The organism is Polaribacter marinivivus (assembly GCF_042651285.1).
In the GTDB taxonomy this organism is placed as follows: Bacteria; Bacteroidota; Bacteroidia; order Flavobacteriales; family Flavobacteriaceae; genus Polaribacter; species Polaribacter marinivivus.
This window is the reverse complement of the sequence record NZ_JBHSCY010000001.1, coordinates 813,062-838,514: the sequence shown is the minus strand read 5'-3', so window position 1 is coordinate 838,514 and position 25,453 is coordinate 813,062. Positions and strand designations below refer to the sequence as shown.

At 28.8% G+C, this 25,453-nt stretch carries 25 protein-coding genes; 14 read left to right on the top strand and 11 right to left on the bottom strand.

Features of this window, described 5'->3' with window-relative positions; all coding sequences use genetic code 11:
- Nucleotides 1–23 precede the first annotated feature (23 nt).
- Nucleotides 24–554 carry a hypothetical protein gene (locus tag ACFOWD_RS03935; RefSeq protein ID WP_377408298.1) on the top strand — a complete coding sequence of 177 codons (531 nt, stop codon included), beginning with the start codon at nt 24–26 and terminating at the stop codon, nt 552–554.
- A gap of 136 nt (nt 555–690) precedes the next feature.
- Nucleotides 691–3,525 carry an ELWxxDGT repeat protein gene (locus tag ACFOWD_RS03930; RefSeq protein ID WP_377408296.1) on the top strand — a complete coding sequence of 945 codons (2,835 nt, stop codon included), beginning with the start codon at nt 691–693 and terminating at the stop codon, nt 3,523–3,525.
- 60 nt (nt 3,526–3,585) lie between these two features.
- Here the strand turns inward: ACFOWD_RS03930 and ACFOWD_RS03925 are convergent, their stop codons facing one another.
- Together ACFOWD_RS03925 and ACFOWD_RS03920 are read right to left on the bottom strand one after the other, a co-directional pair.
- A complete protein-coding gene (locus ACFOWD_RS03925) occupies nt 3,586–4,326 on the bottom strand; it encodes an energy transducer TonB (protein ID WP_377408294.1) in 741 nt (246 codons plus the stop codon).
- Between the two features lie 94 nt (nt 4,327–4,420).
- On the bottom strand, nt 4,421–4,984 hold the full coding sequence (locus tag ACFOWD_RS03920; protein WP_377408292.1) for a DUF3109 family protein: 564 nt from the start codon (nt 4,982–4,984) through the stop codon (nt 4,421–4,423).
- 85 nt (nt 4,985–5,069) lie between these two features.
- Between ACFOWD_RS03920 and ACFOWD_RS03915 the strand changes: the two genes are divergently transcribed.
- From ACFOWD_RS03915 to ACFOWD_RS03905, 3 genes are all read left to right on the top strand, one after another.
- Nucleotides 5,070–5,657: a MarC family protein gene (locus ACFOWD_RS03915; RefSeq protein WP_298990826.1), complete on the top strand. Its 588-nt coding sequence runs from the start codon at nt 5,070–5,072 to the stop codon at nt 5,655–5,657.
- A 1-nt stretch (nt 5,658) separates the two neighbouring features.
- A complete protein-coding gene (locus ACFOWD_RS03910; protein WP_377408290.1) occupies nt 5,659–6,264 on the top strand; it encodes an NAD(P)/FAD-dependent oxidoreductase in 606 nt (201 codons plus the stop codon).
- Between the two features lie 113 nt (nt 6,265–6,377).
- The gene (locus ACFOWD_RS03905; protein WP_298990822.1) at nt 6,378–7,106 is read left to right on the top strand and encodes an energy transducer TonB; all 729 of its coding nucleotides are present in this window, start codon (nt 6,378–6,380) and stop codon (nt 7,104–7,106) included.
- A gap of 49 nt (nt 7,107–7,155) precedes the next feature.
- Here the strand turns inward: ACFOWD_RS03905 and glmS are convergent, their stop codons facing one another.
- The 3 genes from glmS to ACFOWD_RS03890 are packed head-to-tail and all read right to left on the bottom strand — an operon-like array spanning nt 7,156 to nt 11,418.
- Entirely contained in the window at nt 7,156–9,012 is a 1,857-nt protein-coding gene (gene glmS / locus ACFOWD_RS03900; RefSeq protein ID WP_377408288.1) for a glutamine--fructose-6-phosphate transaminase (isomerizing), read from the bottom strand.
- Nucleotides 9,013–9,041: 29 nt separating this feature from the next.
- The gene (locus tag ACFOWD_RS03895) at nt 9,042–10,598 is read right to left on the bottom strand and encodes a DUF4270 domain-containing protein (RefSeq protein WP_377408286.1); all 1,557 of its coding nucleotides are present in this window, start codon (nt 10,596–10,598) and stop codon (nt 9,042–9,044) included.
- A 10-nt stretch (nt 10,599–10,608) separates the two neighbouring features.
- Entirely contained in the window at nt 10,609–11,418 is an 810-nt protein-coding gene (locus tag ACFOWD_RS03890; protein ID WP_377408284.1) for a glycogen/starch synthase, read from the bottom strand.
- A 98-nt stretch (nt 11,419–11,516) separates the two neighbouring features.
- Here ACFOWD_RS03890 and panC point away from each other — a divergent pair, with 98 nt between their 5' ends.
- From panC to radA, 4 genes are read left to right on the top strand one after another with little or no spacing between them, the layout of a single operon-like run.
- Nucleotides 11,517–12,362 (top strand): pantoate--beta-alanine ligase, encoded by an 846-nt coding sequence (panC, locus tag ACFOWD_RS03885; RefSeq protein WP_377408282.1) that lies wholly within the window; start codon nt 11,517–11,519, stop codon nt 12,360–12,362.
- A gap of 30 nt (nt 12,363–12,392) precedes the next feature.
- Complete coding sequence (panD, locus tag ACFOWD_RS03880; RefSeq protein WP_296638720.1) at nt 12,393–12,743, top strand: aspartate 1-decarboxylase; 351 nt, start codon at nt 12,393–12,395, stop codon at nt 12,741–12,743.
- Between the two features lie 44 nt (nt 12,744–12,787).
- On the top strand, nt 12,788–13,690 hold the full coding sequence (locus ACFOWD_RS03875) for a lysylphosphatidylglycerol synthase transmembrane domain-containing protein (RefSeq protein WP_377408279.1): 903 nt from the start codon (nt 12,788–12,790) through the stop codon (nt 13,688–13,690).
- Nucleotides 13,691–13,742: 52 nt separating this feature from the next.
- On the top strand, nt 13,743–15,104 hold the full coding sequence (gene radA / locus ACFOWD_RS03870) for a DNA repair protein RadA (protein WP_377408277.1): 1,362 nt from the start codon (nt 13,743–13,745) through the stop codon (nt 15,102–15,104).
- On the opposite strand, the gene ACFOWD_RS03865 is transcribed toward radA, so the two are convergent.
- The 3 genes from ACFOWD_RS03865 to ACFOWD_RS03855 are packed head-to-tail and all read right to left on the bottom strand — an operon-like array spanning nt 15,101 to nt 18,741.
- The gene (locus ACFOWD_RS03865) at nt 15,101–17,302 is read right to left on the bottom strand and encodes a tetratricopeptide repeat protein (protein WP_377408275.1); all 2,202 of its coding nucleotides are present in this window, start codon (nt 17,300–17,302) and stop codon (nt 15,101–15,103) included. The genes radA and ACFOWD_RS03865 overlap by 4 nt on opposite strands.
- A 38-nt stretch (nt 17,303–17,340) precedes the next feature.
- A complete protein-coding gene (locus ACFOWD_RS03860; protein ID WP_377408273.1) occupies nt 17,341–18,087 on the bottom strand; it encodes a uroporphyrinogen-III synthase in 747 nt (248 codons plus the stop codon).
- Nucleotides 18,088–18,099: 12 nt separating this feature from the next.
- Entirely contained in the window at nt 18,100–18,741 is a 642-nt protein-coding gene (locus ACFOWD_RS03855; protein ID WP_367181365.1) for a DUF4271 domain-containing protein, read from the bottom strand.
- A gap of 79 nt (nt 18,742–18,820) precedes the next feature.
- Between ACFOWD_RS03855 and ACFOWD_RS03850 the strand changes: the two genes are divergently transcribed.
- Genes ACFOWD_RS03850 through ACFOWD_RS03840 form a run of 3 tightly spaced genes read left to right on the top strand, consistent with a single transcriptional unit; the run spans nt 18,821 to nt 21,353 of the window.
- On the top strand, nt 18,821–19,543 hold the full coding sequence (locus ACFOWD_RS03850; protein WP_377408270.1) for a polyprenol monophosphomannose synthase: 723 nt from the start codon (nt 18,821–18,823) through the stop codon (nt 19,541–19,543).
- A gap of 6 nt (nt 19,544–19,549) precedes the next feature.
- Nucleotides 19,550–20,884 carry a dihydroorotase gene (locus ACFOWD_RS03845; RefSeq protein ID WP_377408268.1) on the top strand — a complete coding sequence of 445 codons (1,335 nt, stop codon included), beginning with the start codon at nt 19,550–19,552 and terminating at the stop codon, nt 20,882–20,884.
- Between the two features lies 1 nt (nt 20,885).
- Nucleotides 20,886–21,353: a DUF4296 domain-containing protein gene (locus tag ACFOWD_RS03840; RefSeq protein ID WP_377408266.1), complete on the top strand. Its 468-nt coding sequence runs from the start codon at nt 20,886–20,888 to the stop codon at nt 21,351–21,353.
- Here the strand turns inward: ACFOWD_RS03840 and ACFOWD_RS03835 are convergent, their stop codons facing one another.
- Nucleotides 21,354–22,355 carry an NAD-dependent epimerase/dehydratase family protein gene (locus tag ACFOWD_RS03835; protein WP_377408264.1) on the bottom strand — a complete coding sequence of 334 codons (1,002 nt, stop codon included), beginning with the start codon at nt 22,353–22,355 and terminating at the stop codon, nt 21,354–21,356.
- A gap of 62 nt (nt 22,356–22,417) precedes the next feature.
- Between ACFOWD_RS03835 and tyrS the strand changes: the two genes are divergently transcribed.
- Nucleotides 22,418–23,710, top strand: coding sequence for a tyrosine--tRNA ligase (gene tyrS, locus ACFOWD_RS03830; protein WP_377408262.1), 1,293 nt, complete (start codon nt 22,418–22,420; stop codon nt 23,708–23,710).
- Nucleotides 23,703–24,479: a sterol desaturase family protein gene (locus tag ACFOWD_RS03825; protein ID WP_377408260.1), complete on the top strand. Its 777-nt coding sequence runs from the start codon at nt 23,703–23,705 to the stop codon at nt 24,477–24,479. Before tyrS ends, ACFOWD_RS03825 begins: the two co-directional genes overlap by 8 nt.
- Nucleotides 24,480–24,528: 49 nt before the next feature.
- On the opposite strand, the gene ACFOWD_RS03820 is transcribed toward ACFOWD_RS03825, so the two are convergent.
- Together ACFOWD_RS03820 and ACFOWD_RS03815 are read right to left on the bottom strand one after the other, a co-directional pair.
- Nucleotides 24,529–24,972 (bottom strand): YHS domain-containing (seleno)protein, encoded by a 444-nt coding sequence (locus tag ACFOWD_RS03820; protein ID WP_377408258.1) that lies wholly within the window; start codon nt 24,970–24,972, stop codon nt 24,529–24,531.
- A gap of 1 nt (nt 24,973) precedes the next feature.
- On the bottom strand, nt 24,974–25,423 hold the full coding sequence (locus ACFOWD_RS03815; RefSeq protein WP_377408256.1) for a YHS domain-containing (seleno)protein: 450 nt from the start codon (nt 25,421–25,423) through the stop codon (nt 24,974–24,976).
- Between the last annotated feature and the right edge of the window lie 30 nt (nt 25,424–25,453).

Sequence of the window (25,453 nt, the reverse complement as noted above, 5' to 3'; positions counted from 1 at the left end):
TTTATCATTTAAAACAAACAATCATGAAAAAAAATGTTATTATCTTGTTATTATTAGCTCCAATGTTAATGCTAGCTCAAATTAAAGGTGAAAAATCAAAAGAACCTTTTACATCTTCTAAAGGAAAAACTTATAAAGTTGGAGATGCTATTATCTTAAAAAATCCAAGTAATTCAGATAAATATGCTTTTGTTTATCAATTTAAATCGAGCATGTCTTTTGGTAACATTATGAAAACAGTAAAGAATGTAAATAATGTAGCCAACTTGAACACAAGTAATATTCAAGGAATAAAAAATGCAGTAAACACTGCAAAAAATGTTGCTGGTGATAAGTTATTAGCTTCTAGTTTACAGAGCAAAGTAGTTTCTGAAAAATACGTCACAGAAAATGCTTGGGACAAAAAATATTCAGGGAAAGCATATGAAATTAAAAGCTTTAAAGTATATGAAGATAGAGAAACAGGTAAGAAAATTGTGCATGCGATAGCTAAAGGAAAAGGAGGGAAAGTTGCTATTCTTATTGATGCAGCAGAAGAAAAAGAAGAAATTTAAAAAAGCTCTTGATTTGGTTTTGAAGTGTAAAAGCTTCAGAACTAAATCATGAATAAATAAGGCAAATGTCTTATTTAAAAAATAATGTTTAAAGAATAGTTTTACTTTTTATTATCAATTTAATTCCAAAAAAATTATGAAAAAACAATTACTTTTTATTTTACTACTTAGCTCATTAGTAAGTTTTGGTCAAGCAACTTTAATTAAAGATATTAATTTAGGAAATGGCTCAAGTAACCCTAATTATAAAATAACCTTTAAAAATCATGTCTATTTTGTAGCCAATGATGGTTTAAGAGGGAGTGAACTTTGGAGAACTGATGGAACTGAAGCAGGTACAATCTTGTTTAAAGAATTTATTGCTGGTGAAGACAGTGGTTTTAGTATTTTTAAATTTTATGCTGATGTAAATCTACTATATTTTGTTGCTAAAGAAGGAACTGACAACTATTTATGGAAAACTGATGGAACTGAAAATGGAACTGAAAAAATTAAACAATTTTCAACGGTAACAGACTTTCATACAGTTATAAATAATGAACTCATTTTTTCAGCCAATAATCAACTTTGGAAAACAGATGGAACCGAAAATGGAACTATTAAAATTGAAAACTTTCCTGTTTTTGGAAATCGTTTTGTGAAATCAGGGAGTGAAATGTATTTCTCTGGTGAATCATATTCATCTATTGGAAGAGAGTTATACAAAACTGATGGGTCAGAAAACGGTGCTGTTTTGATAAAAGATATTAGAAGTGGTTCTTCAGATTCATTTCCAAATCATTTTACAGAACTAAATGGAGTTATTTATTTTTCTGCAAATAATGGTTCTAATGGAACTGAACTTTGGAAAACTGATGGGTCTGAAAACGGAACTGTCATGGTAAAAGATGTTGCTTCTGGCTCAAGTAGTGGTATTGCATTCAACACTTCATTTGTTACTTTCAATAACATTTTATTCTTTAATTCAGGCACTTCCCTATGGGCTTCAAACGGAATAGAAGCATCTACAGTTGAAGTTAAAAATAATTTAGGCAACATAAGTTTAATGACTACCTTAGGTAATAAAATTTTGATTATTGCTAGAGATTCAAGTACACAAAAACAAGTAGTATGGGTTTCTGATGGCACAGATAATGGAACTACTAGCTTTGAACCAAGTTACGAAGAATTTGCACATAACAGTTCTTTTACTGCCATAGGTAGTACACTTTATTTTCAAGGCAGAAATCACTTAGGTTATGAATTCTGGAAAACTGATGGAACTGAAAATGGAACTGTTCTGGTTAAAGATATTCATCCTGAATTCGATGACAATAATATAGAAGATATTGTGGCTCTTGGCAATAACATCATCTTTACTGCTAATGATGGAAATTGGAAAGGAAAAGAGCTTTACATTTCTGATGGAACTGAAAATGGAACATTACTTTTAAAAGACATTAACAAACAAGGCAATAATTCATCTCTACCTCAACATCATTTTCAATTTGGTGATAAAGTACTTTTTAGTGCGGATGATGGAGTACATGGTAGAGAACTTTGGGTAATAGAAAATGGGACTACAAGTATGGTAAAAGATATTAATCCTGGTCCTTACTATGGCAATCCTTCTGATTTTGTTGAGTTAAATGGTCAGGTATACTTTAAAGCTAAAACTTCAGATGATGGAATTGAGCTTTGGAAGACAGATGGAACAGCATCAGGTACAACTTTAGTAAAAGATATTTATACTGGCAGTTCTAGTGGTTTACAAAATAGTAATAGTGCTAATATTGTGGTTTTAAATAACAAATTATACTTTTTCGCAACTAATGAAATTACAGGTTCTGAAATTTGGGAAAGTGATGGTACAGAAACTGGAACAAAACTTTTAAAAGACATCAATTCTGGTGCTAATAATAGCATGAGAAGTGGAGAACTAATTGTGTTTAAGAATAAACTATATTTTAATGCCACTGATAGTAGTAATGATTTTGAATTATGGACTTCAGATGGAACTGAAGCTGGTACAAATTTATTTTATGAAGCTAATTCTTCATCGAGTGGAAGTCCTGATAGTTTTATAGAATTTAAAGATGGCTTGCACTTTAGAGCAAATACATCTTCTGGAAGTAAAATGTTTAGAACTGATGGTACAAATACCTCTACTATAACAGATAAAGGATATAGTAACATGACTGTTTCTGGGGAATTCTTATATTTTGTTTCTACATATAGCAGTGGAGGTGAACTTTGGGCTACTGAAAATGGAGTTACTGTATATCAAGTAAAAGATATAAGACCAGGTTCTGGAGGTAATAATGGTAGTTTTCCAAGCAAATTAAAAGATCATAAAGGTACTTTATATTTTATTGCAAATGATGGTACAAATGGTAATGAATTATGGAAATCTAATGGTACAGATGCAGGAACAATATTGGTAAAAGATATCAACTCAGGGTCATCTAGCCTTACTATTTCTGATATGGTTAGTTTTGGAGACGATTTACTATTTGGTGGTGGAGTATCTAACACTTCAATCGAACTTTGGCTTACAGATGGCACTAATGAAGGTACTAAACTTGTGCAAGAAATAAATCCATCTTCAGAACAGTTTAACAGTGGTAGTTCCCCAACAAACTTCTTTGTAAGTAATGATATCTTATACTTTTCTGCAAATGATGGTACAGTAGGTTCAGAATTATGGATGTTAGAAAAAACTGCACTTAGCACAAATACAAACAGTTTAAAGAATATAGAAAGTGTTCAGATTTATCCAAATCCAACCTCTTCATTTATAAATATTAAAGCAAATAACAATTCTGTAAAAAGAGTTAAAATATTTAATATTCTAGGAAAGGAAGTATTCAAAATTTCGAATAAAAAAGATGAAATTACACAAATAGATATTTCTCAATTTCCTTCAGGTTTGTATATGGTTCAATTTGAAACAGAAACATCTACAATTTCTAAAAAAATTATAAAGAAATAGTTTTTTGTAAAAATATTGTAGAATTAAAAAGTAAAGCCTCCATTTAGGAGGCTTTTTATGCTAGTCTACTTTAAAAGTAATAGGTAAGGTGTATTTTACTTTTACAAATTTATTGTTTTGTCTTCCAGGTTTAAATTTTGGAAGTTTTTGAATAGTGCCAAGTGTTTCTGATTTTAACTTAGGATGAGGAGCTCTAATTTTTATATCTACAACTTCTCCGTTTTTATCAATAATAAATTGAGTAAATATTTTATGTTTTCCAGAACGTAAACCAAGTTCATTAGCTAATGATGTATTAAAATTACGTTGTATAAATTTATTCATTTGTCTATCAAAACACTTTTTGTTTTCTGATTTAGATAAACCTTCACAACCTTTAAAAACAGGAGCTTCTTCTATAGAAATAAAAGGTACATTATCTGGCTCTGGATCTTTAGGAGGTTCATCAAGTTCTATAATCTTATTAACATCTACTTCAATTGGTTCATCAATAGGATCATCTATAATGGTCTCTTTTACAAGATTATCTCCTTTTTCTATAGGTTCATCAGGTATAAAAACATTTCTATTTTGATTAATCTTAGGTTTTGGTTGTTTTTCTTTTACAAAAACAATGTCTTGATCTGGATCAACAAATACCTTTTTAGTGGTTTCATAATTTACTTCTGAAAGTTTTTTTTCTTCAGTTTCGTGTTCTATTGCTAGGTAAACAATAAATAACACCAGTACTAGCCCCAACTGGGTAAAAATGGTTGAGAACTTTTCTAATTGTTTGGTAGGTAGTTTTTTTACGTTTTTCATAATTAGAAAGTTTTAAAATGTTAAAATTTTCTTAAGACAATTAACGTGCCAAAAAATAAAAACAGTTAATAATTGGTTTTTATAATAAGGTTAATTATAATTTCTGAGCAACTTTTTCTAGCTCATCATACCAATCTTGTCCAAACTTTCTAACTAAAGCTTGTTTTACAAATTTATAAACAGGCACTTGTAATTCTTTTCCTAAAGAACAAGCATCATCACATATTTCCCATTTATGATAATTTACAGCAGCAAACTCACTATAATCTTTAACTCTTACAGGATACAAATGACAAGAAATAGGCTTTTTAAAGTCAATTTCTCCTTGATTGTAAGCTTCTTCTAAACCACAAAGTGCTGTCTTTTTTTTATCAAAAATAACGTAAGCACAATCTGCTCCATTTATTAAAGGGGTTTCTAATTCATCCCATTCACTGGTTATCCAAGCACCTTCTTTTTCTATAACCTCTATACCTTCTTTTCTTAAAAAAGGTTTCACTTTTGGATAAATATCCTCTAAAATTTTAGTTTCTTCTTTACTTAAAGGTGCACCAGCTTCACCATCTACACAACAAGCACCTTTACATGCAGATAAATTACAGACAAAATCTTTTTCTATAATATCTTCAGAAACAATTGTTTTACCTAGTTGAAACATGCTGCAAAAATAATAATATTTTTTACTGTTTATTTTAACTTCCTTAAATTAGTTAACTAATTTTGCAAAAAAATAATCAACTAAAATGAATTTTAATTTTAAAGAAATAATTACTGCTTTTATGGTATTATTTGCAGTTATAGATATTATTGGTAACATTCCAATTATTATAGATTTACGTAAAAAAGTAGGACATATACAATCTGAAAAAGCCTCTTTAATAGCTGGTTTTATTATGATTTTATTTCTTTTTGTAGGTAAAAGTTTACTAAATTTAATAGGCATAGATGTAAACTCTTTTGCTGTGGCTGGTTCGTTTATATTGTTTTTTATTGCTTTAGAAATGATTTTAGGAATTACTTTATATAAAGACGATAGTAATGGCTCTGCTGCAATTACTGCTACTGTATTTCCTCTTGCTTTTCCTTTAATTGCTGGTCCAGGAAGTTTAACAACCTTATTATCTTTAAGAGCAGAGTTTGCAATAGAAAATATAATAATTGCAGTTATTTTAAACGTAATTTTTCTTTACATCGTTTTAAAGACTTCTTCAAAGATTGAACGATTAATTGGTGCTAGTGGTATACAAATAATTCGTAAAGTTTTTGGTGTAATTTTATTAGCAATATCTGTTAAACTATTTGCCCAAAATATAAAGATGTTATTTATTTAATATGATTTTTGATTGTTTAATTATTGGTGGGGGTGTTTCTGGAATGCAATGTGCTTTAGTTATAGGTTCTGCAAAAAATAAACCTTTTGCTATTGATAAGAAAACAGGAATTATATTACATCAAAGAGCATCTCATCTAGAAAATGCTTTATTTAATAATGTTTTAGGTTTATCACCCAAAACATTAGGTAAAGATATTTTAATTGAAGGTAAAGAGCAGCTTTCTAACTTATATCCTCATATCTCTCAAATCGAAAAAGAAAAAGTACTTTCTATTAAAGAAAATGATGGTTTATACACTATTATAACAAATAAAAATAGCTATCAATCTAAACTTGTAGTAATTGCTTTAAATTACGCTAAGCCTTTTACTATTAAAGGCTTAGACGAATTTTTAATTCCTCATAAAAAAGCCAATATTGCTAAAGATAGAATTCAATTGCTAAATAAAGACCATCTTATAAAAGCTGGATTGTATTGTTGTGGTACTATAGCTGGTCATAGAAGTCAATTTGCAATAGCTGCAGGTAGTGGAGCTTCTGTTGCCACAGATATTCTAACACTTTGGAATAGAGGTAGCCACACTAAAGTTCACGACAAAATATGATGAATATCATGTTTTAAACCTCTTTAAGTTTATAATTTTATAATCAGAGATCGAATTTAAGATAATTTGAAAACCTCTGGAGGAATAATTATAAATTCAAAAAAGGTTAAAAGATGAAAACAAAAAAGCACCCACGAAAACAGTTAGGTAATTTCAGCAAACTTTTTTTTCAAATTGGTATTGCTTTGTCATTATTTATAATCTACCTTCTAATTGAACATAAAACTTTTGAAAAAGAATATGCAAATTCTTTAGGTGATGTAACATTGGTTAATGAGTTAGAAGAAGAAATACCAATTGTAGAAATGAAAAATTTACCTCCACCTCCTAAAACACCTGCTATTGTGCAACAAATTACAGTTGTTGAGGATGATTTAAAAATCGAAGAAACAATTGTAGAAACTACAGAGACTGACGAAACTCAAGCAGTTATTGTAGTGCCTCAAGAAATCACAGAGATAGAAGAAGAAGAGGTTGTTGTAGAAGATGTCCCTTTTATGACAATTCAAAATGTACCTATTTTTCCAGGCTGTGAAGGAAATAATGAAGAATTAAAAAAGTGTTTTTCTCAAAAAATTCAATTTTATTTCTCAAAAAATTTTAATGCTGGTTTAGCAAACGAATTAGGATTAAGTGAAGGTAAAAAGAAGCTATTTGTTGTCTTCAGAATAGACCAAAAAGGGACTATTGGTAATGTTAGAGCTAGAGGACCACATCCAGTTTTAGAAAAAGAAGTCATCAAAATAATAAATGATTTACCTCAAATGAAACCTGGTAAACAAAATGGAAAAGCGGTTCCTGTAAGTTATAGTATTCCTATTACTTTTCAAGTAATGTTATAAAAAAAAGCCAACTCAATTGAGTTGGCTTTTTTTAAATGATTAAATAATATTATTCTACAGTTACTGACTTTGCTAAATTTCTAGGTTGGTCAACGTTTTTACCAAGCATAACTGCTATGTGATAAGATAATAATTGAAAAGGAATTGTAGTTAACAATGGAGTTAATGCCTCTTCTGTATCTGGAATTTCAATAACATGATCTGCTATTTCTTTTACAGTAGTATCGCCTTCTGTAACAATTGCAATAATTTTACCTGCTCTTGATTTAATTTCTTGAATATTACTTACTACTTTTTCATAATGACCTCTATTAGTAGCAATTACAAATATTGGCATGTTTTCATCAATTAAAGCAATTGGGCCATGCTTCATTTCTGCAGCAGGATAACCCTCTGCATGTATATAAGAAATCTCTTTTAATTTTAAAGCTCCTTCTAAAGCTACAGGAAAGTTGAAGCCTCTACCTAAATACAAACAGTTTTTTGCATCTTTATAAACTTCAGCTATTTCTTTAACTTTATCGTCAATTTTTAATAGTTCTTCTACCTGTCTTGGTATTAATTGCATTTTACTAATATAATTCTCAAAAGTATGCTTAGCTAAAGAACCATTAGCTTCACCTAACTTCATTGCTATTAAAGTTAACACAGTTATTTGTGTTGTAAATGCTTTAGTAGATGCTACACCAATCTCAGGACCTGCGTGAGTATAGGCTCCTGAATGTGTTTCTCTGGCAATTGAAGAACCTACAACATTACATACACCATAAACAAAAGCTCCTTTTGATTTTGCTAATTTTATTGCTGCTAAAGTATCTGCTGTTTCTCCTGATTGAGAAATAGCTATGACTACATCTTTATTTGTAATAATTGGATTCCTATATCTAAATTCTGATGCATATTCTACTTCAACAGGAATTCTAGCCATATCTTCAAAAAGATATTCTCCAACTAAACCAGCATGCCAAGAAGTACCACAAGCAACAATTATAATTCTATTTGCGTTTAAAAATTTATCAAGATGATTTTCTATACTAGACATCTTAATAATCTTTTCTTCATGAAGCATTCTTCCTCTAAAAGTATCAGTAATTGCTTTTGGTTGCTCATGAATTTCTTTAAGCATAAAGTGATCATATCCACCTTTCTCAATTTGATCCAAACTCATTTGAAGTTTTTGAATAGTAGGATCAACTCTTGAATCATCCATGATTTTATGGACTTTGATGCCTTTACCTAACTTTATGATTGCCATTTCTTCATCTTCTAAATAAATAGCATTTTTGGTAAACTCAACAAAAGGAGAAGCATCTGAAGCTATAAAAAATTCGCTATTATTCTCACCTACACCAATAGCAATAGGGCTACCTAAACGTGCAACAACAATTTCATTAGGTTTTGTCTTGTCAAAAACAGAAATGGCATAAGCTCCAACTACATTTGTTAAAGCAAGCTGAACAGCTTTACCTAATTTACAACCTTCGGTTATTTTTACCTCTTCTATAAGATTTACTAAAACTTCAGTATCTGTGTCACTTTTAAAAGAGTATCCTCTAGAAATAAGTTCTTTTTTAATAGTATCATAATTTTCTATAATTCCATTATGAACTATAACTAAATTTCCTGATTGTGAATAATGTGGATGAGAGTTAACATCATTTGGAACACCATGGGTTGCCCAACGTGTATGACCCATTCCTATATTTCCTATTTTTCTATCTGGCTCACTATCTGTAATTGCTTCTAAGTCAGAAACTTTTCCTTTGGTTTTGGTAAGGTGCATCTTTTCACCATCATATATCATTACACCTGCACTATCATAACCTCTATATTCTAATCTTTTTAAACCGTTTATAACGATTGGATAAGCCTCTCTAGGGCCAATATAGGCTGATATTCCACACATAGTCTATTTTTTTGTTAGTTGTTGATATATTACTTTTTCTCTGAATATGATATTTTTAATACTGGTTTTTTTGTACTATTCAAACTGTTGAATAATGTTACAGCTTTTGGATTCCAGCTAAAATTATTAAAAATGGTATCTGTACCTGAAACAGGTAAATCTGTTGTATTAAATGCTTTAATTTTTACATCTGGAAAATCGTTTATTTCTCCACTTGCAATATCAGAAATATAGTCTGTTATGTTAAATGTATAACTTTCAATTTTACCATTATCATCTCTTTGTAAGAATCCTCCAATTCCTCCAAAAAGAGCTTCACTATAAGTATCTTTTATTTGACTTGTAATCGTTGATGTTCCTAAATCATAATATTTATAAAGATATAATCTAGAGGGAACATTGGTGGTATCTGCAGATTGATTTACGTAAACTGTAACAGTAGCATCATTAATTAACCAATTTTGAGATCTTAAATTACTAATATCATTTGGAGTCATTAATGTAAGACGACCTTCACTACCTGCTGTACCTTGTATTTTAACTTCGTTATTTGCTGGATATGTTCTGTTATCCATATTAAAAGTATTTACTCTAAAGCCTGTTAATGGAAAACTATTGTTTTTATAAATTGTATCAACAGGTGAAGTAACATTATTTTCAGTTTTTAAAACTGTATTTGTGTAATAAATTTCTATTGATGGTATTAACGTTGAATTTGTACTATTAAAACTGAAAGAAACTAAAGAGCTTTCGTTTCCAGAAGCTTCTAAAATTATCCCTCGTAAATAGTCATTAAATGCATCTTGAGATGTAAATTCTGAAGATTCATACTTATCTAAAAAAATACTTTTTATTTCAGACTCATCTAATGGAATTCTTGCAAAAGGAATTGGAATAGGATTAGATGTTGTAAATGATAATTTAACTGTATCTATATTTGCTACAGAATCATCAAAAAGCCTTCTTTTTATAGCTATTAATGTATCGTTTTTACTAGGTGTAATTTGATAATCTGGAGTTGCATTTAAATTATTTCCAATCTTTTCAAAAGCATCATTAGATTGGTAACTATTTCTTTTTGTTGGATCTAATGGATTAAAGGCATTCATAAATGTATTTGACCTGTACACATTTAATTTAAATGAGTTAGAGGCATCACCAAAAACAGAATCTAAATCATAGTTATTAGAAGTATCATTTAATAATACTTGATATGGTAATTTAATAAATACAGTATCTATTTTAGTAACTACAGTAGTATCTGCACCATACGTATTATCTACAACCTTTAAGTCTGTTAAAACACCAACTTGAGAAACTATTGAAGCTTCTAATTTTTCGTAATCAGAACTATTATAAACCCCTAATAAATATTGATTTAATTGTCTAGATATATTATCTGATTGTAACTTTTCTAATGGACTATTTTCAAGAGAAACTTCTATTTCTATCGAATTTGTATCAAATTTTGTATTGCTAATTACATTAGAACCAATATTTGCAAAGTCTTCTTCGCAAGAAATGATAAATAATATTGAAAAAATGGCAACACCAAGGGTAATAACTTTTCTTAAGATTTTCTTCACTGTAAAAAAATTAATCATCTGCTAATAAATCAGCATAAAAATTTAAATATGTTTCTTTTATATTTTCTGCTTCATATTCTAAAGAAGGTATTTCTTTAGAAGCAACAAAAGAAGTTAATTCTTCGTCAATTGATTCACTCCCATAAATAATAGCATCAGAGTTTTCAATTGCACTTTTAATTATATTAGAATAGTTTGGTGTTTTTAGTACTTTAGATTTAGAAGCATCTGTAAGATCAAAGTTAACTTTGTTAACCAAATCACTATTTAAATCTCCTTCAAACCCATTATTGTAAACAGAAGTAACAATTTTACTATCTGTAAATAAAGGCTCTTCTTTATAATATTCTTTTAAATAAAGAGGTAATAATGAAGCCATCCATCCATGTACATGGATAATATCTGGGGCCCAGTTTAATTTTTTCACAGTCTCAATTACTCCTTTTGCAAAGAAAATAGCTCTTTCATCATTGTCTGAAAATAAATTATCATCTTCATCTGTAAAGACAGCTTTTCTTTTAAAATACTCTTCGTTATCTATAAAGTAAACTTGCATTCTTTCTTTAGGAATTGAAGCAACTTTAATAATTAATGGCATATCTACATCATTAACTACTAAGTTCATCCCAGATAAACGAATTACTTCGTGTAATTGATGTCTCCTTTCATTTATTACCCCAAACCTTGGCATAAAAATACGGGTTTGTACTCCTTTTGAATGTGCGTTTTTTGCAGCCATAAAAGATGTCGAAGACAATTCTGTTTCTGGTAAATAAGGCACTACTTCTGATGACACAAATAAAATTCTCTTGTCCTTCATTAAATCAAACTCTTTTTGTAAAGGTGCAAAAATACAAATTTTTATGCTAATATCGTGTTAATTGTACTAAGTTTGCACAGATTTTACTGCTTATTCAAATGGAACTTTTTTCAGAAAAACAACCTCTAAGAGTTTATTTATCTAAATTAAAAGCACAAAATAAAAGTATTGGTTTTGTGCCTACAATGGGTGCTTTGCATAAAGGTCATTTATCTTTAATAAAAAAAGCAAGTAAAAAAAATGATATTGTTGTTGTAAGTATTTTTGTAAATCCTACTCAGTTTGACAATAAAGAAGATCTTTTAAAATATCCAAAAACTTTAGAAAAAGATTTAGCTCTGTTATCAGAAGTCAATTGTGATATCGTTTTTCATCCAAGTGTAGAAGAGATTTATGAGAATAATGTTTCTTCTAATGATTTTAAGTTTGATGGCTTAGAAAACCAAATGGAAGGAAAGTTTAGAAAAGGGCATTTTAATGGAGTTGGTACAATTGTAAAAACATTATTTGAAATTGTTGAACCAGATAAAGCTTATTTTGGAGAGAAAGATTTTCAGCAATTACAAATCATTAAGAAAATGGTTGAAAAGCATAAAATTAATGTAAAAATTAAAGGATGTGCTATTTACAGAGAAGAAGATGGTTTAGCCATGAGTTCTAGAAATGTTCGATTAACACCTACCCAAAGAGAAGCTGCTCCTTTTATACATAAAATACTCAAGAAAGTAAAAAAGAAGTTTAAAACTGAAGAAATTTCAAAAATTAACAACTGGGTAGAGAAAAAATTTAAAGAACATCCTATTTTAGATTTAGAATACTTTACCATTGCTAACGAAAAAACATTAGAAACCTTAGAAACTAAAGAATTCAGCAAAAAAAATAGAGCTTTTATTGCAGTTTTTGCAGGAAAAATAAGGTTAATTGATAATATACAATTAAAGTAATCCTAATCAAAAAATTCCTATTTTTGCAGCATGTTAGTACAAGTAGTAAAATCTAAAATCCATCGTGTAAAAGTTACAGGTGCAGATTTAAATTACATAGGTAGTATAACCATTGATGAAGATTTAATGGATGCTGCAGGTATTATTGAAGGTGAACGAGTTCAAATTGTAAACAATAACAATGGTAATCGTTTAGAAACATATGCAATTCCTGGTCCTAGAGGAAGTGGAGAAATTACGCTTAATGGAGCTGCTTCTAGGTTGGTAGCTGTTGGTGATGTTTTAATACTTATAGTTTATGCGTTTATGGAATTAGAAGAAGCTAAAAAGTTTAAGCCTTCTTTAGTTTTTCCTAACGAAAAAGATAATACGCTTACTTAGTTTTGAATATCAAAAAAATTTTAAAAATTATTATTCCTCTCATTTTGGGAGGATTTTTAGTTTGGTATTCACTTACAATTGTATCTCCATCAGAATTAATTCAATACTTTAAAGATGCTAATTATTGGTGGATAGCTTTAGGATTGGTTTTTGGTATTTTAAGCCATTTATCAAGAGCTTACAGATGGAAGTTTCTTCTAGAGCCACTTGGCTATAAACCTAAATTTCTAAACTCTACTTTAGCTGTATTAGTTGCCTATTTAATGAATATCTTTTTACCAAGAGCAGGCGAAGTTACAAGAGCTGCTGTAATGAGTAACTATGAAAAAATACCTTTTGAAAAAGGTTTTGGAACCATAGTAGCAGAAAGAATAGCTGATTTAGTTATGATGTTAATTATTATTAGCATCACTCTTTTAATACAGTTTGATTTTATTTGGGAGTTACTAACTAAAGATTTTAAACCAGTAAAATCGATAATTTCTTTACTATTGTCTGTTGGCTTTTTTGTGGGATTATTTTTATACATCAAAAAAGGAAAATCAAAATTTGCTTTAAAAATTAAAAAGTTCTTTTTAGGATTAAAAGACGGAGTTTTAAGCATCTTTAACATGAAAAATAAATGGGCTTTTATTTTTCATACTGTTTTTATTTGGGGTATGTATGTAGCTATGTTTTGGGCAACAATACCTGCTGTTAATGGTTTAGAAGTTCCTGTTGGTGGCGTTTTAATTGGCTTTATTGCTGGTGGTTTATCTATTGCTGCAACTAATGGTGGAGTTGGTTTATACCCAGTTGCTGTTGCAAGTGCTTTAGCTCTTTTTGGGGTTGATAAAATTACAGGAAACGCTTTTGGATGGATTATGTGGACTGCTCAAACTGCCATGATTATTGTTTTTGGTGGATTAGCTTTTTTACTATTACCTGTAGTAAATAAAAACAAGTAATCTATTTTTACTTCGTAACTTTACTTCTTTAAAATTTTGTATTTCTTAAAGAATGGCTAAAACTAAAACAACTTTTTTCTGTCAAAATTGTGGTACTCAACATGCAAAATGGGTAGGACAATGTGGTGCTTGTAAAGAATGGAACACAATTGTTGAAGAAGTTATACAAAAAGAAGAAAAAAGAGTCTGGAAACAATCTACAACTGCTAAACAAAAAGTAAACAAGCCTTTAAAAATTGCAGATATTGAGCTAAATCCTGAAGAAAGAATTGTAACTAATAACAACGAATTAGATACAGTGTTAGGGGGTGGTTTAGTAAAAGGTTCTGTAACGCTTTTAGGTGGTGAACCTGGTATTGGTAAATCTACTTTATTACTGCAAGTAGCTTTAAATATCAGTCAAAAAGTATTATACGTTTCTGGTGAAGAAAGTCAATCTCAAATAAAAATGAGAGCAGAAAGATTAGAAGCTATCAATTCTAACTGCCTAATTTTAACAGAAACCAATACACAACAAATCTTCAAAAACATAGAAGAAACTGAACCTGAAGTTTTAGTAATAGATTCAATACAAACTTTACACACAAATTCTATAGAAGCTTCTCCTGGAAGCATTTCTCAAATTAGAGAAACCTCTGCTGAATTGATAAAATTTGCCAAAGAAACTGCTACACCTGTATTATTAATAGGTCATATCAACAAAGAAGGAAATATTGCAGGACCAAAAATTTTGGAACATATGGTTGATGTTGTTTTACAATTTGAAGGCGACAGAAATCATACATACAGAATTTTACGAAGTCAGAAAAATAGATTTGGATCAACATCAGAATTAGGTATTTACGAAATGCTTTCTGATGGTTTACGAGAAATTTCCAATCCGTCTGAAATTTTAATTTCTAAAAAAGATGCAGATTTAAGCGGAACAGCAATCGCATCTACTTTAGAAGGCATTAGACCTTTAATGATAGAAATTCAGGCACTGGTTTCTACAGCAGTTTATGGTACTCCACAACGTTCTACAACTGGCTATAATTTAAAAAGATTAAATATGATTTTAGCTGTTCTAGAAAAAAGAGCAGGTTTTAAATTAGGAGCAAAAGATGTATTTTTAAATATTACAGGAGGTATAAATGTTGATGACCCTGCAATAGATTTAGCAGTGGTAGCTGCAATTTTGTCAAGCAATCAAGATATTGCTATTAATCCAAATGTTTGTTTTGCAGCAGAAGTTGGTTTAGCAGGAGAAATAAGACCAGTTTCAAAAATAGATCAACGAATTACAGAAGCCGAGAAATTAGGTTATAAGAGTTTTGTGGCTTCTAAATACAATAAGATTTCGTCTAAAAATCATTCAATAAAACTCATATTAGTTGGAAAAATAGAAGAAGCTTTTGCCACTTTATTTGCTTAGTTTTTTAGCAAATAATTCGTGTTATTTTTCAAACTATCCCACGCTTCCTTTTCTATATTATATACTAAAGCAAAAGAAGCTATCTTATTATTAGGTAAAAATTCGAACTCGTAATTAGTATCAAATTTTGTTAAAGAAATATACCTAGTTTTAGAAATTGGCAATATTTCAACTTTTGTTAAATTATCTCTTTTATAATACAATCTATTGTCTTCAATCCAAAATTTTCTATTAGCATAAGAGCCTACTATTGCTTTGTATTGATTTTCTAATGCTTTTTTATCTGTACTTTTTACATACTCAATATGTTGTGCTGCTTGTTTAATAAACCAATGTTTTGGATATTTTTCTACTAAATTTTTAAACGTACTTGATAAACTATCATATTTTTTTTCTTTTAGCATTTTATATGCTTTAGATATATCTTTATTTTCTTTATAGTAATAAAAAGTATTTAAATTATTCTGATTAAACTGCTGAACCTGAACCCTATAAATGTTATTTGTGCTGTCTTTTTCAAAGATGTGTTTTGAACCTCCTAGCCAACCACCATTAAGTGATAGCAACATATTGTTATAAGGTAATGTTACATACATCAATTGGTTTTTATAATGCACCATGTAATTATTAGCCTTTTTAAAATATTCTATTTGTTGTTCAGAACCTGTAGATCTATAAAAACCATCTAAAGCTTCAATATTAAAATTTAAAGCATCGTTTTTCTCTTTATAAGCTATGTATTTTTTAACCTCTTCTTTATGTATACTTTCTTTAGGCCAAAGCAAATTAACTTTCTTATAGGTTTCTTTGGCTTTTTTTATATCACCACTCATTAAATAAGCATATGCTTTAATCAACTGAACTTCTTCTGTATTTGGTGCCATTACTTCATAAACTTTAATAAGATCAATTGCTTTTTTAAATTCTCTTTTAAGAATTAAAGCTTGAAAATAACTTCTAGCATTAGTTTCGTTTTTCACCTTATTAAATCTTTCTGAAGCGTGCTTATAATATCCTTCTATATTTTTTGTTTCACTATAAATTAAATCAAGTAAATAATTATAGGTTGCATTATTAGGTTCAATTTCTAGTTGATATTTTACAAGCTCTTTAGCATCTTGCCATCTGTTGTAGATAATGTTTTTATACATTAATATTTCGAACTGAATTTGTGTAGGCAACTTTGCTTTATTTTCGTAAGCTTTATCTATTTGATATTTTTCTTCAAGTTCTCCATGGCTGTATTTATTTCTTCGAATTGCATTATCTAAATAGGCTAATGCAAACTTATCATCTACCTTAGTAGCCTGTTCATATGAGTTGTTAGACCAATATTTTAAGGCTTCCATAGAGCTTGTAGTAATGTCTCTTATCTCTAAATCTATATAAGTATTTTGAGTTTCTTTTACTATACCTAAATTATTTTTTATAAAGATTGATATCTCATCTATAAGAGAGAAAAAATCGCTGCCAGAAAAAGTTTTTCTAGTAATTTCATTTCCATTTTTGCTATTTCGTAAAACTGGTATAATTGTATATATTCCATTACTTACTTCATATTCACCATCAACATAATATTTATCAAAAACTCGACTTGTATTAATTTTTTCAATAGTATTATTAACGTAATACCAAGAAGGCATTAATGTTTTGTTTTGTTGTAAATCTATCTTTAAAACTTTATTTATAGTATTACCAAGCCATGAGTGTAAGGTGTCTTTATTTTTTTGTTGAAAGTTAAATATAGGTATACCAATTCTAAACTCTTCTTTAGTTATAGTTTGTCTCTCTACCTCTCCAGACTTATTGGTAAACGTAACTTCTTTGGTGGTTGAACCTAAATCGCTATTACCAAAAACAAAGAAAATAATCACTCCAATCAATAAAATATTTAAAGGAATAATAATTTTTTCTCTAAGTTTTAATATACCATTATTGATTCTTTCTTTATGATAGAGATAAATTATTAATGATGGTATAACACCTACAAACATCCATAATAAAATATCTACCCAATAAGGTGAAATATTATATCTTATTAGAACCCAATCTACAAACTGAAGAAAAGTCCAAGCTGCCACTAAATAAGCAGCTAAAATTTTAATAACAGTTTGCCATTTTTTACCAGTACTTTTAGTTACTTCAGACACAGGCGTTTGTATTTGTAAGATAAAAATAGGTATAAAAAAAAACCTCACAAAATAGTGAGGTTTTTTATTTAATTTTAAAACAAGCTTTATTTTTTATTAGCTTGTTTAATATATTTTTCTAGTGCCATTGTCATAGAAGGAGTTTCTGGTGATGGTGCTTGTATATCACACTTTAAACCAGCTTCTGTAACAGCATTTATAGTTGAGTTACCAAATGCAGCTATTCTAGTATTATTTTGCTTAAAATCTGGAAAGTTTTTTAATAATGATTCTATACCAGATGGACTAAAGAAAACTAATACATCATAAAAAACATTTTCTAAATCAGATAAGTCACTAACCACTGTTCTGTATAAATCTATTCTTTTCCAAGTAATACCTAATTTGTCTAATTCTTCAGGAATTAAAGGCTTTAGCTTATCTGAAGATGGTAATAAAAACTTCTCTGTTTTATGTTTTTTAATCAACTTAGTTAATTCAGGGAAAGTTCTGTTACCTACATAAATTTTACGTTTTCTATAAACAACATACTTCTGAAGATAATATGCTACTGCTTCTGATTGACAGAAATACTTCATATCATCAGGTACTTTAAAACGCATTTCTTCTGCAACTCTAAAAAAGTGATCTACTGCATTTCTACTAGTTAAAATAATAGCAGAATAATTCTTAAGATCTATCTTTTGAGCTCTTACTTCCTTAGCAGGTATACCTTCTACATGAATAAATGATCTAAAGTCAATTTTAACTTTTTGTTTGTCAGATAAATCAAAATAAGGAGAGGTTTCTGTTTTAGGTGCAGGTTGCGATACTAATATCGTTTTCACTTTCATACGCTTTTGTTTTTAAAACATCAATTTAAACAATATAAATAGCGGCGCTATTTCGAAGGCGCAAAGATATAAAATAAAATAAAACAACTTATTAAAAATCAGCTTTTTGTTTGATATCAAAATAAATAGAAATCGAAATGCAAAAAGAGAAATTATAAAGTATAAAACATAAGCAAAATTAAATTTTAAATAAACTTTAATTATAATAGATATATATATGAAAAAAGAAATCGAAAAAAGGTAATACCATTTAGAAACCATAAAGGTTTCTGTTTGTTTTTTTATTGAAAATAAAACTGTAAATAAGTACTCTAAAAACCATTTAATACTAAAATATAAAATCACAAAACCTAATACCCCAGAAAAAGTAGGAAAGCTTATTATCACATTATCTGACAAGTAACTGTAAAGAAAACTAAAAAATAAAGCATAATTAATTACAGAAAACAAAAATAAAACTGCTTTATAAGTATCAAAAAAACCTACATTTTCTTCAGATTCAAAATCTACAAAAGGCACTTTAAATAATGTTAAAAAGTGTTGTTTTAGTAAGTTGGCATTAAGAACTTTTAATAAAAAAACAAGTGATAACAATAAAAGTAGAATTAAGGTAACCCAAAACTCAGGAATTATTGTTTTTTCTATTAATTGCACTCTTTTGTTATATTTATTTTAAGACAAAATTAGTAATTAAATAATGTATATTTGCCTTATTACTTCATGAAATTTATTTATGTCTGATGCCCTTGTAATTATACCTACTTACAACGAAAAAGAAAATATTGAAGCCATTATTAGAGCCGTATTTAATCAAGAAAAAGAGTTTCACATTCTTGTGGTTGATGATAATTCTCCTGATGGTACTGCTTCAATTGTCAACAAATTAATCACCAAATTTAAAGGTAAACTATTTATAGAAAACAGAACCAAAAAAAACGGTCTAGGCAAAGCCTATCTATGTGGTTTTGATTGGGCTTTACAAAAAGATTACGATTATATCATTCAAATGGATGCAGATTTTTCTCATAACCCAAATGATTTAATTCGATTGTATAATACTTGTTCAAAAGACAATAATGACTTAGCTATTGGGTCTAGATATGTAAAAAATAGAGTAAACGTGGTGAATTGGGACATTAAAAGATTATTGTTATCCTATTTTGCCTCTAGGTATGTAAAATTAATTACTAGAATTCCTGTTTATGACACAACAGCTGGTTTTGTTTGTTGGCGTAAAAATGTTTTAGAAACTATTCAGCTAAATAAAATAAAATTTATTGGGTATGCTTTTCAAATAGAAATGAAGTTTAAAGCTTGGAAACATAACTTTAAAATAAGTGAAGTTTCTGTTATTTTTACAGATAGAAAAGAAGGTGAATCTAAAATGAATGGAAACATTATTTATGAAGCACTTTTTGGAGTGATTAAAATGAGGTTAAATGGATTACCAAAATAAAAAAGTATGAGTTATTTAATAAAAGGAGCAACAATTGTAAACGAAAACAAAACATTTAAAGGAGATGTTTTAATAGAAAATGAAGAAATAAAGGAAATTGCTTCAGCAATAAATGTGGCAGACAATGTTAAAGTTATAAATGCAGAAGGTAAATATTTAATTCCTGGTTTTATAGACGATCAAGTACATTTTAGAGAACCAGGTTTAACTCATAAAGCAAATATAGAAACCGAAAGTAGAGCAGCAGCTGCAGGTGGTATTACTACCTTTATAGAGCAACCTAATACAGTGCCACAAGCTACTAATCAAAAATTATTAGAAGACAAGTTTCAAATTGCCTCTAAATCATCTTACGTAAATTACTCTTTTATGTTTGGTGGTACAAATGATAATTTAGAAGAACTTTTAAAAACAGATCCAAAAACGGTTGCAGGTATCAAATTATTTCTAGGTTCTTCTACAGGAAATATGTTAGTTGATGATGTAGAAGTTTTAGAAAAGATTTTCTCTTCTACAAAAATGATTATTTCTCTACATTGTGAAGATGAAGCTACCATTAGAAAAAATACAGCTACTTATAAAGAAAAATTCGGTGATGATATTCCTATTAAATATCACCCAGTAATTAGAAGTGAAGAAGCTTGTTATATCTCTTCTTCTAAAGCTATAGAATTAGCTAAAAAAACAGGAGCACGTATTCATATTTTTCATGTTTCTACAGCAAAAGAAACTCATTTGTTTAGAAATGATATTCCTTTAGAAGAAAAGCAAATTACTGCAGAAGTTTGTGTGCATCATCTTTGGTTTAATGATAAAGATTATGATGAAAAAGGAACATTTATTAAATGGAATCCTGCTGTAAAAACAGAACAAGATAGACTAGGTTTGTGGGAGGCTTTATTAGATGATAGAATTGATGTTTTAGCAACAGACCATGCACCTCATACTTTAGAAGAAAAAAACAATGTATACACCAAAGCACCAAGTGGAGGACCATTAGTACAGCATGCTGTTTTAGCTATTTTAGAAAAAGTAAAAGAAGGTGTAATTCCTATAGAAAAAGCTGTAGAAAAAATGAGTCATAATCCTGCTAAATTATTTCAAATTGAAAAAAGAGGATTTATAAAAGAAGGCTATTTTGCAGATTTGGTTTTAATTGACCCAAAACAATCGCAAACAGTTACCAAAGAAAATATTTTGTATAAATGTGGCTGGTCTCCTTTTGAGGGAACTACCTTTTCATCTACTATAACACATACTTTTGTGAATGGTAATCTTATTTATAATGAAGGTGTTTTTAATGATGATATTAAAGGAAAACGTTTGACATTTAACAGATAAAATGAAGAAAACTGCTTTTTTAATTTTAACAGTCATTTTGTGTTCTTGCACTAGTAATTCTATTTTAGAAAAACCAAAAGATTTAATTCCTAAAGACACTATGAGTTTATTAGTGCAAGAATTAATGAAAGCTTCTTCTGCAAAATTCATAAAAAACAAAAACCTACAAAAGAACATAAATTATATGCCTTTTGTGTATGATCGTTTTAATATTGATAGTAGCCGTTTTAAAAGAAGTAACTTTTACTATATGTCTACCATAGACGATTATATTAAAATTTATGATGATGCTAAAAAGCAATTAGAAGAGCAGAAAACTTTTTACGATTTACTAAAAAAAGAGCAAGATTCTTTACGTAGAGATTCTATAAAAAAAGTAAGAGCTTTAAAAAGAAAAACAGACAGTTTAAAACAAAAAACTAAAATTAAAGACTCTATATTAAAAGTAGACAGTTTAATTATAAATTAGTTATTGCTGAAATTTTCCACAAATTCTATTAATCGAATCTTGTACATCCTCAAATTCAAAATCAAGTTTTTCTTTAATTTTCTTTGATGAGTATTTAGAAATAGTATGTGCACTTCTTGCAGAATATTTACTTAATAAAGGAGTGACTCCTGTAATTTTTGAAACTACCCAAGCAAACCTCCAAAAAAGTTCTGTTTGCCACTTTTTTATTTTTACAGAAGGTCTTTTTTTACCAAAAGCATCAGCTATTGTAAACAACACCTCTTTGTACGTTTTATTTTCTGAGACTAAAATAAACCGTTCGTTTTTAATACTAGAATTTACTAATTGAATCATGGCTTTTACAACATCTTGCACAGATACAAAACCTGTAACACCTTCTGTATAATAGTTAAATCCATGATACACTTGGCTAAATAATTTACCTGAACCAGCATCCCAAAAACCACTTCCTAAAATTACACCAGGATTTACAATAACTACATCAACTCCTTCTTGACTTGCTCTCCATACTTCCATTTCTCCACCAAACTTAGTAATAGAGTAACCACTATTGTCTAATTCTTTATTCCATTCGCAAGTTTCATCAATAAATTCTTGTCCTATTTTTGCATCACCTACTGCAGCAATAGAACTCACATAGCAAAGTTTATCAACTTTTGCATCAATACAAAGGTTAACAACAATGGCTGTTCCATGAATATTTACCTTTCGCATTTCTATATAATCTTTTGGATTAAAAGAAATAAATGCAGCACAATGATAAACTTGATTCACAGATTTAAAAGCCAAAATCATATCTGGCACTTTAGTAATATCTGCTTTACACCATTCTATTTTATCAAAAAGACTAGTGTCAGAAGTATAATAAGAAAAAACTTTTTTTACTTTTTCTAGAGAAGATTTTGTTCTGTAAGTAGCTCTAATCACATCATTTTTTAAAGTGAGATGATATAACAAATGAGAGCCCACTAAACCTGTACCTCCAGTAACTAAAATCATACAACGAATTTAGTATATTTTAGTTGATAAACTTATATTTGCCAACTGATAAATTGATTACAATGAAGAATTTTATTGAAGAATTACAATGGAGAGGGATGTTGCATGATAGTATGCCAGGCACAGAAGAACATCTTCTAGAAAAAATGAGAAGTGCATATGTGGGTTTTGATCCGACTGCAGATTCTTTACATATTGGTAATTTAGTACCTATAATGTTATTAGCTCATTACCAAAGATGTGGTCATAGACCTATTGCTTTAGTAGGTGGTGCAACTGGTATGATTGGTGATCCTTCAGGTAAATCTTCTGAGCGTAATTTATTAGACGAAAAAACATTACGTCATAATCAAGAATGTGTAAAAGCACAATTAGGCCATTTCTTAGATTTTACTTCTGATGCAGAAAATGCTGCGATTTTAGTAAATAATTACGATTGGATGAAAGAGTTTTCTTTCTTAGAATTTATTAGAGATGTAGGTAAACACATTACTGTTAATTATATGATGGCCAAAGATTCTGTAAAAAACAGAATTGGTTCTGAATCTAAAGAAGGAATGTCTTTTACAGAGTTTACTTATCAAATGGTACAAGGTTATGATTTCTTGCATTTGTTTAGAGAAAATGATACTACAATTCAAATGGGTGGTTCTGATCAGTGGGGAAATATAACTACTGGTACAGAGCTAATTCGAAGAATTGGCAATGGAAAAGGATATGCAATAACTTGCCCTTTAATCACAAAGTCTGATGGTTCTAAATTTGGGAAGTCTGAAGGAGGAAATGTTTGGTTAGATGCTAAAAGAACATCACCTTATAAATTTTACCAATATTGGTTAAACACTTCTGATGAAGATGCAGAAAAGTATATAAAAATCTTTACTTTTTTAGATAAAGAAACTATTGCATCTTTAATTGCAGAACATCAAGAAGCACCTCATATACGTGTATTACAAAAACGTTTAGGAGAAGAAGTAACTGTTTTAGTTCATGGAGCTGAAGAGTATGAAAAAGCCTTAGAAGCTTCAGAAATATTATTTGGTAAATCAACTTCAGAAAGTTTAAAGAAATTAGATGAGCAAACATTTTTAGATGTTTTTGATGGGGTAACTCAAGCTACAGTTTCTTCAGAAGATTTTTCTGCTGGTTTAGATATGATTGGAGCTTTAGCTGCCAAAACAAACTTCTTAAAATCTAATGGAGACGCAAGAAGAGCTTTAAAAGAAAACTCAATTTCTGTAAATAAAGAAAAGGTTAAAGAAGACTATATTATTTCTAGTAAAGATTTAATTGCAGAAAAATATGTGCTTTTACAACGTGGAAAGAAAACCTATTTTTTATTAAAGGTTGAGTAATCTATTTCTAAACATAAAAGTTGATTTCAGCAATCCTGCCTACATTCTATGGCTCATTTTTGCATTAACTTTTATCATTTTCTTTAGATATTTAATTTTTTCTTTAGCATATCATTTTACTTTTTTTAAAGTACTAAAGCATAAATTATCTAATCGATTTTTACACAACAAAAGACTAAAGAAAAAGCAGTATCGTAAAGAAATTTATTGGTCTGCCATTAGCGGATTGATTTTTGGAGGAGTATCAGTATTGTTCTACTTTTTATATGTAAATAATTATACAGCCATTTATACAGATGTAAATGCTTATTCTTTGCTATATATTCCTATCAGTATTTTTCTGTTTTTATTTTTACAAGACACTTATTATTACTGGGCTCATAGATGGATGCATCTTCCAAAAGTGTATAAATATTTTCATTTGGTACATCATAAAAGCATTCATACCTCAGCATTTACAGCATTTTCATTTCATCCTTTAGAAACAATTATGCAAGCTATATTTTTTCCATTAGTGGTGCTTTTTTTACCTATACATTTATATGCTTTTTTAGCTGTTTTAGGTTTAATGACTATTTCTGCTACTATTAATCATGCAGGAGTAGAAGTCTATCCTTCAGGAAAATTTGGTAATTGGTTTCAAAAATGGATTATTGGAGCTTCTCATCATGATAAACATCACACAAAATTTAATTACAATTATGGGTTGTATTTTACGTTTTGGGATAGATTAATGAATACAGAATTTGAGGTAGAAAAAAAGAGTTGATTTAAGCCAACTCTTTTTTATAGATCAAAATGTATATATAGAATCAACACTATTTGTTGATGAATTTTTGCCAGTTTTTATCTGCTTGTTTTTGTAATTTTTCTGGATTGTTTTTTAACCACAAATCAAGCGTGTTTGTTTTACCTTTATTATAAAATAAATAGAGTTTACCATCTCTAATCTCAAAAGTTTCTGGATTTATAGAAACCTTTTTCCCTTTTAAACCAATAGCATAAGCACAATACCCACCATATTCTGGAATATATTTTTTTGGATTTTTTATAAACTTATCTAAATTATTTTTGATTGAAAATTTATAAGTAACTCCTTCATATACTTGAGTTAAATCATTTAAACCTTCTTTAGGTTCATTATCAAAATAAGCAACAACATCATAACCATTTACAGCAACACCTTTTTTGGTATTAACATTTTTATTTTGAGAAGTAACTGCTGAAGTAACCAATAACAATAAGACTAAAATACTTCTCATATTAGTTCTTTTTATATTTAATTTCTTGCCAATTTTTATCAGCTTTTTCTTGTAGTTTTTTGGTGTCTTCGGTTTGCCAATCTTTTAATTTACTACCTAACCAAGAGCTATAAAATAAATATAATTTACCATCTCTAATTTCGTAAGCATCTGCATCTATATACATTTTTGTTTTTTTAGCAGCAACAGCATATGCACAATAACCTCCATATTGTGGAATGTACTTTTTAGGGTTTTCTTTAAAAAGATTTAAATGTTCTTGTGTTGCAAATCTAAATTTTGCGTTTTCAAAAGTGGCTTCATATTTCTTGTTACCTTTTAGGGGTGCTTTTTTTGTAAAATAAGAAACAACATCATAACCTTCTGCAACAAACCCTTTTTTAGTATTGTAATCTATTTGCTGAGAAAATAATGCCTGAGATAGAAACAGAAGTAAAATTAAATATTTCATTAGATTTTGATTAGTTACTTTTTAATAGTC

Coding starts and splice junctions, on each gene's coding strand:
- panC (WP_377408282.1), top strand. CDS start 11,517: ATGGAACTTTTTTCAGAAAAACAACCTCTAAGAGTTTATTTATCTAAA.
- ACFOWD_RS03935 (WP_377408298.1), top strand. CDS start 24: ATGAAAAAAAATGTTATTATCTTGTTATTATTAGCTCCAATGTTAATG.
- ACFOWD_RS03845 (WP_377408268.1), top strand. CDS start 19,550: ATGAGTTATTTAATAAAAGGAGCAACAATTGTAAACGAAAACAAAACA.
- ACFOWD_RS03890 (WP_377408284.1), bottom strand. CDS start 11,418: ATGAAGGACAAGAGAATTTTATTTGTGTCATCAGAAGTAGTGCCTTAT.
- ACFOWD_RS03840 (WP_377408266.1), top strand. CDS start 20,886: ATGAAGAAAACTGCTTTTTTAATTTTAACAGTCATTTTGTGTTCTTGC.
- ACFOWD_RS03835 (WP_377408264.1), bottom strand. CDS start 22,355: ATGATTTTAGTTACTGGAGGTACAGGTTTAGTGGGCTCTCATTTGTTA.
- ACFOWD_RS03820 (WP_377408258.1), bottom strand. CDS start 24,972: ATGAGAAGTATTTTAGTCTTATTGTTATTGGTTACTTCAGCAGTTACT.
- ACFOWD_RS03910 (WP_377408290.1), top strand. CDS start 5,659: ATGATTTTTGATTGTTTAATTATTGGTGGGGGTGTTTCTGGAATGCAA.
- radA (WP_377408277.1), top strand. CDS start 13,743: ATGGCTAAAACTAAAACAACTTTTTTCTGTCAAAATTGTGGTACTCAA.
- ACFOWD_RS03930 (WP_377408296.1), top strand. CDS start 691: ATGAAAAAACAATTACTTTTTATTTTACTACTTAGCTCATTAGTAAGT.
- ACFOWD_RS03905 (WP_298990822.1), top strand. CDS start 6,378: ATGAAAACAAAAAAGCACCCACGAAAACAGTTAGGTAATTTCAGCAAA.
- ACFOWD_RS03815 (WP_377408256.1), bottom strand. CDS start 25,423: ATGAAATATTTAATTTTACTTCTGTTTCTATCTCAGGCATTATTTTCT.
- ACFOWD_RS03920 (WP_377408292.1), bottom strand. CDS start 4,984: ATGTTTCAACTAGGTAAAACAATTGTTTCTGAAGATATTATAGAAAAA.
- tyrS (WP_377408262.1), top strand. CDS start 22,418: ATGAAGAATTTTATTGAAGAATTACAATGGAGAGGGATGTTGCATGAT.
- ACFOWD_RS03925 (WP_377408294.1), bottom strand. CDS start 4,326: ATGAAAAACGTAAAAAAACTACCTACCAAACAATTAGAAAAGTTCTCA.
- panD (WP_296638720.1), top strand. CDS start 12,393: ATGTTAGTACAAGTAGTAAAATCTAAAATCCATCGTGTAAAAGTTACA.
- glmS (WP_377408288.1), bottom strand. CDS start 9,012: ATGTGTGGAATATCAGCCTATATTGGCCCTAGAGAGGCTTATCCAATC.
- ACFOWD_RS03850 (WP_377408270.1), top strand. CDS start 18,821: ATGTCTGATGCCCTTGTAATTATACCTACTTACAACGAAAAAGAAAAT.
- ACFOWD_RS03915 (WP_298990826.1), top strand. CDS start 5,070: ATGAATTTTAATTTTAAAGAAATAATTACTGCTTTTATGGTATTATTT.
- ACFOWD_RS03860 (WP_377408273.1), bottom strand. CDS start 18,087: ATGAAAGTGAAAACGATATTAGTATCGCAACCTGCACCTAAAACAGAA.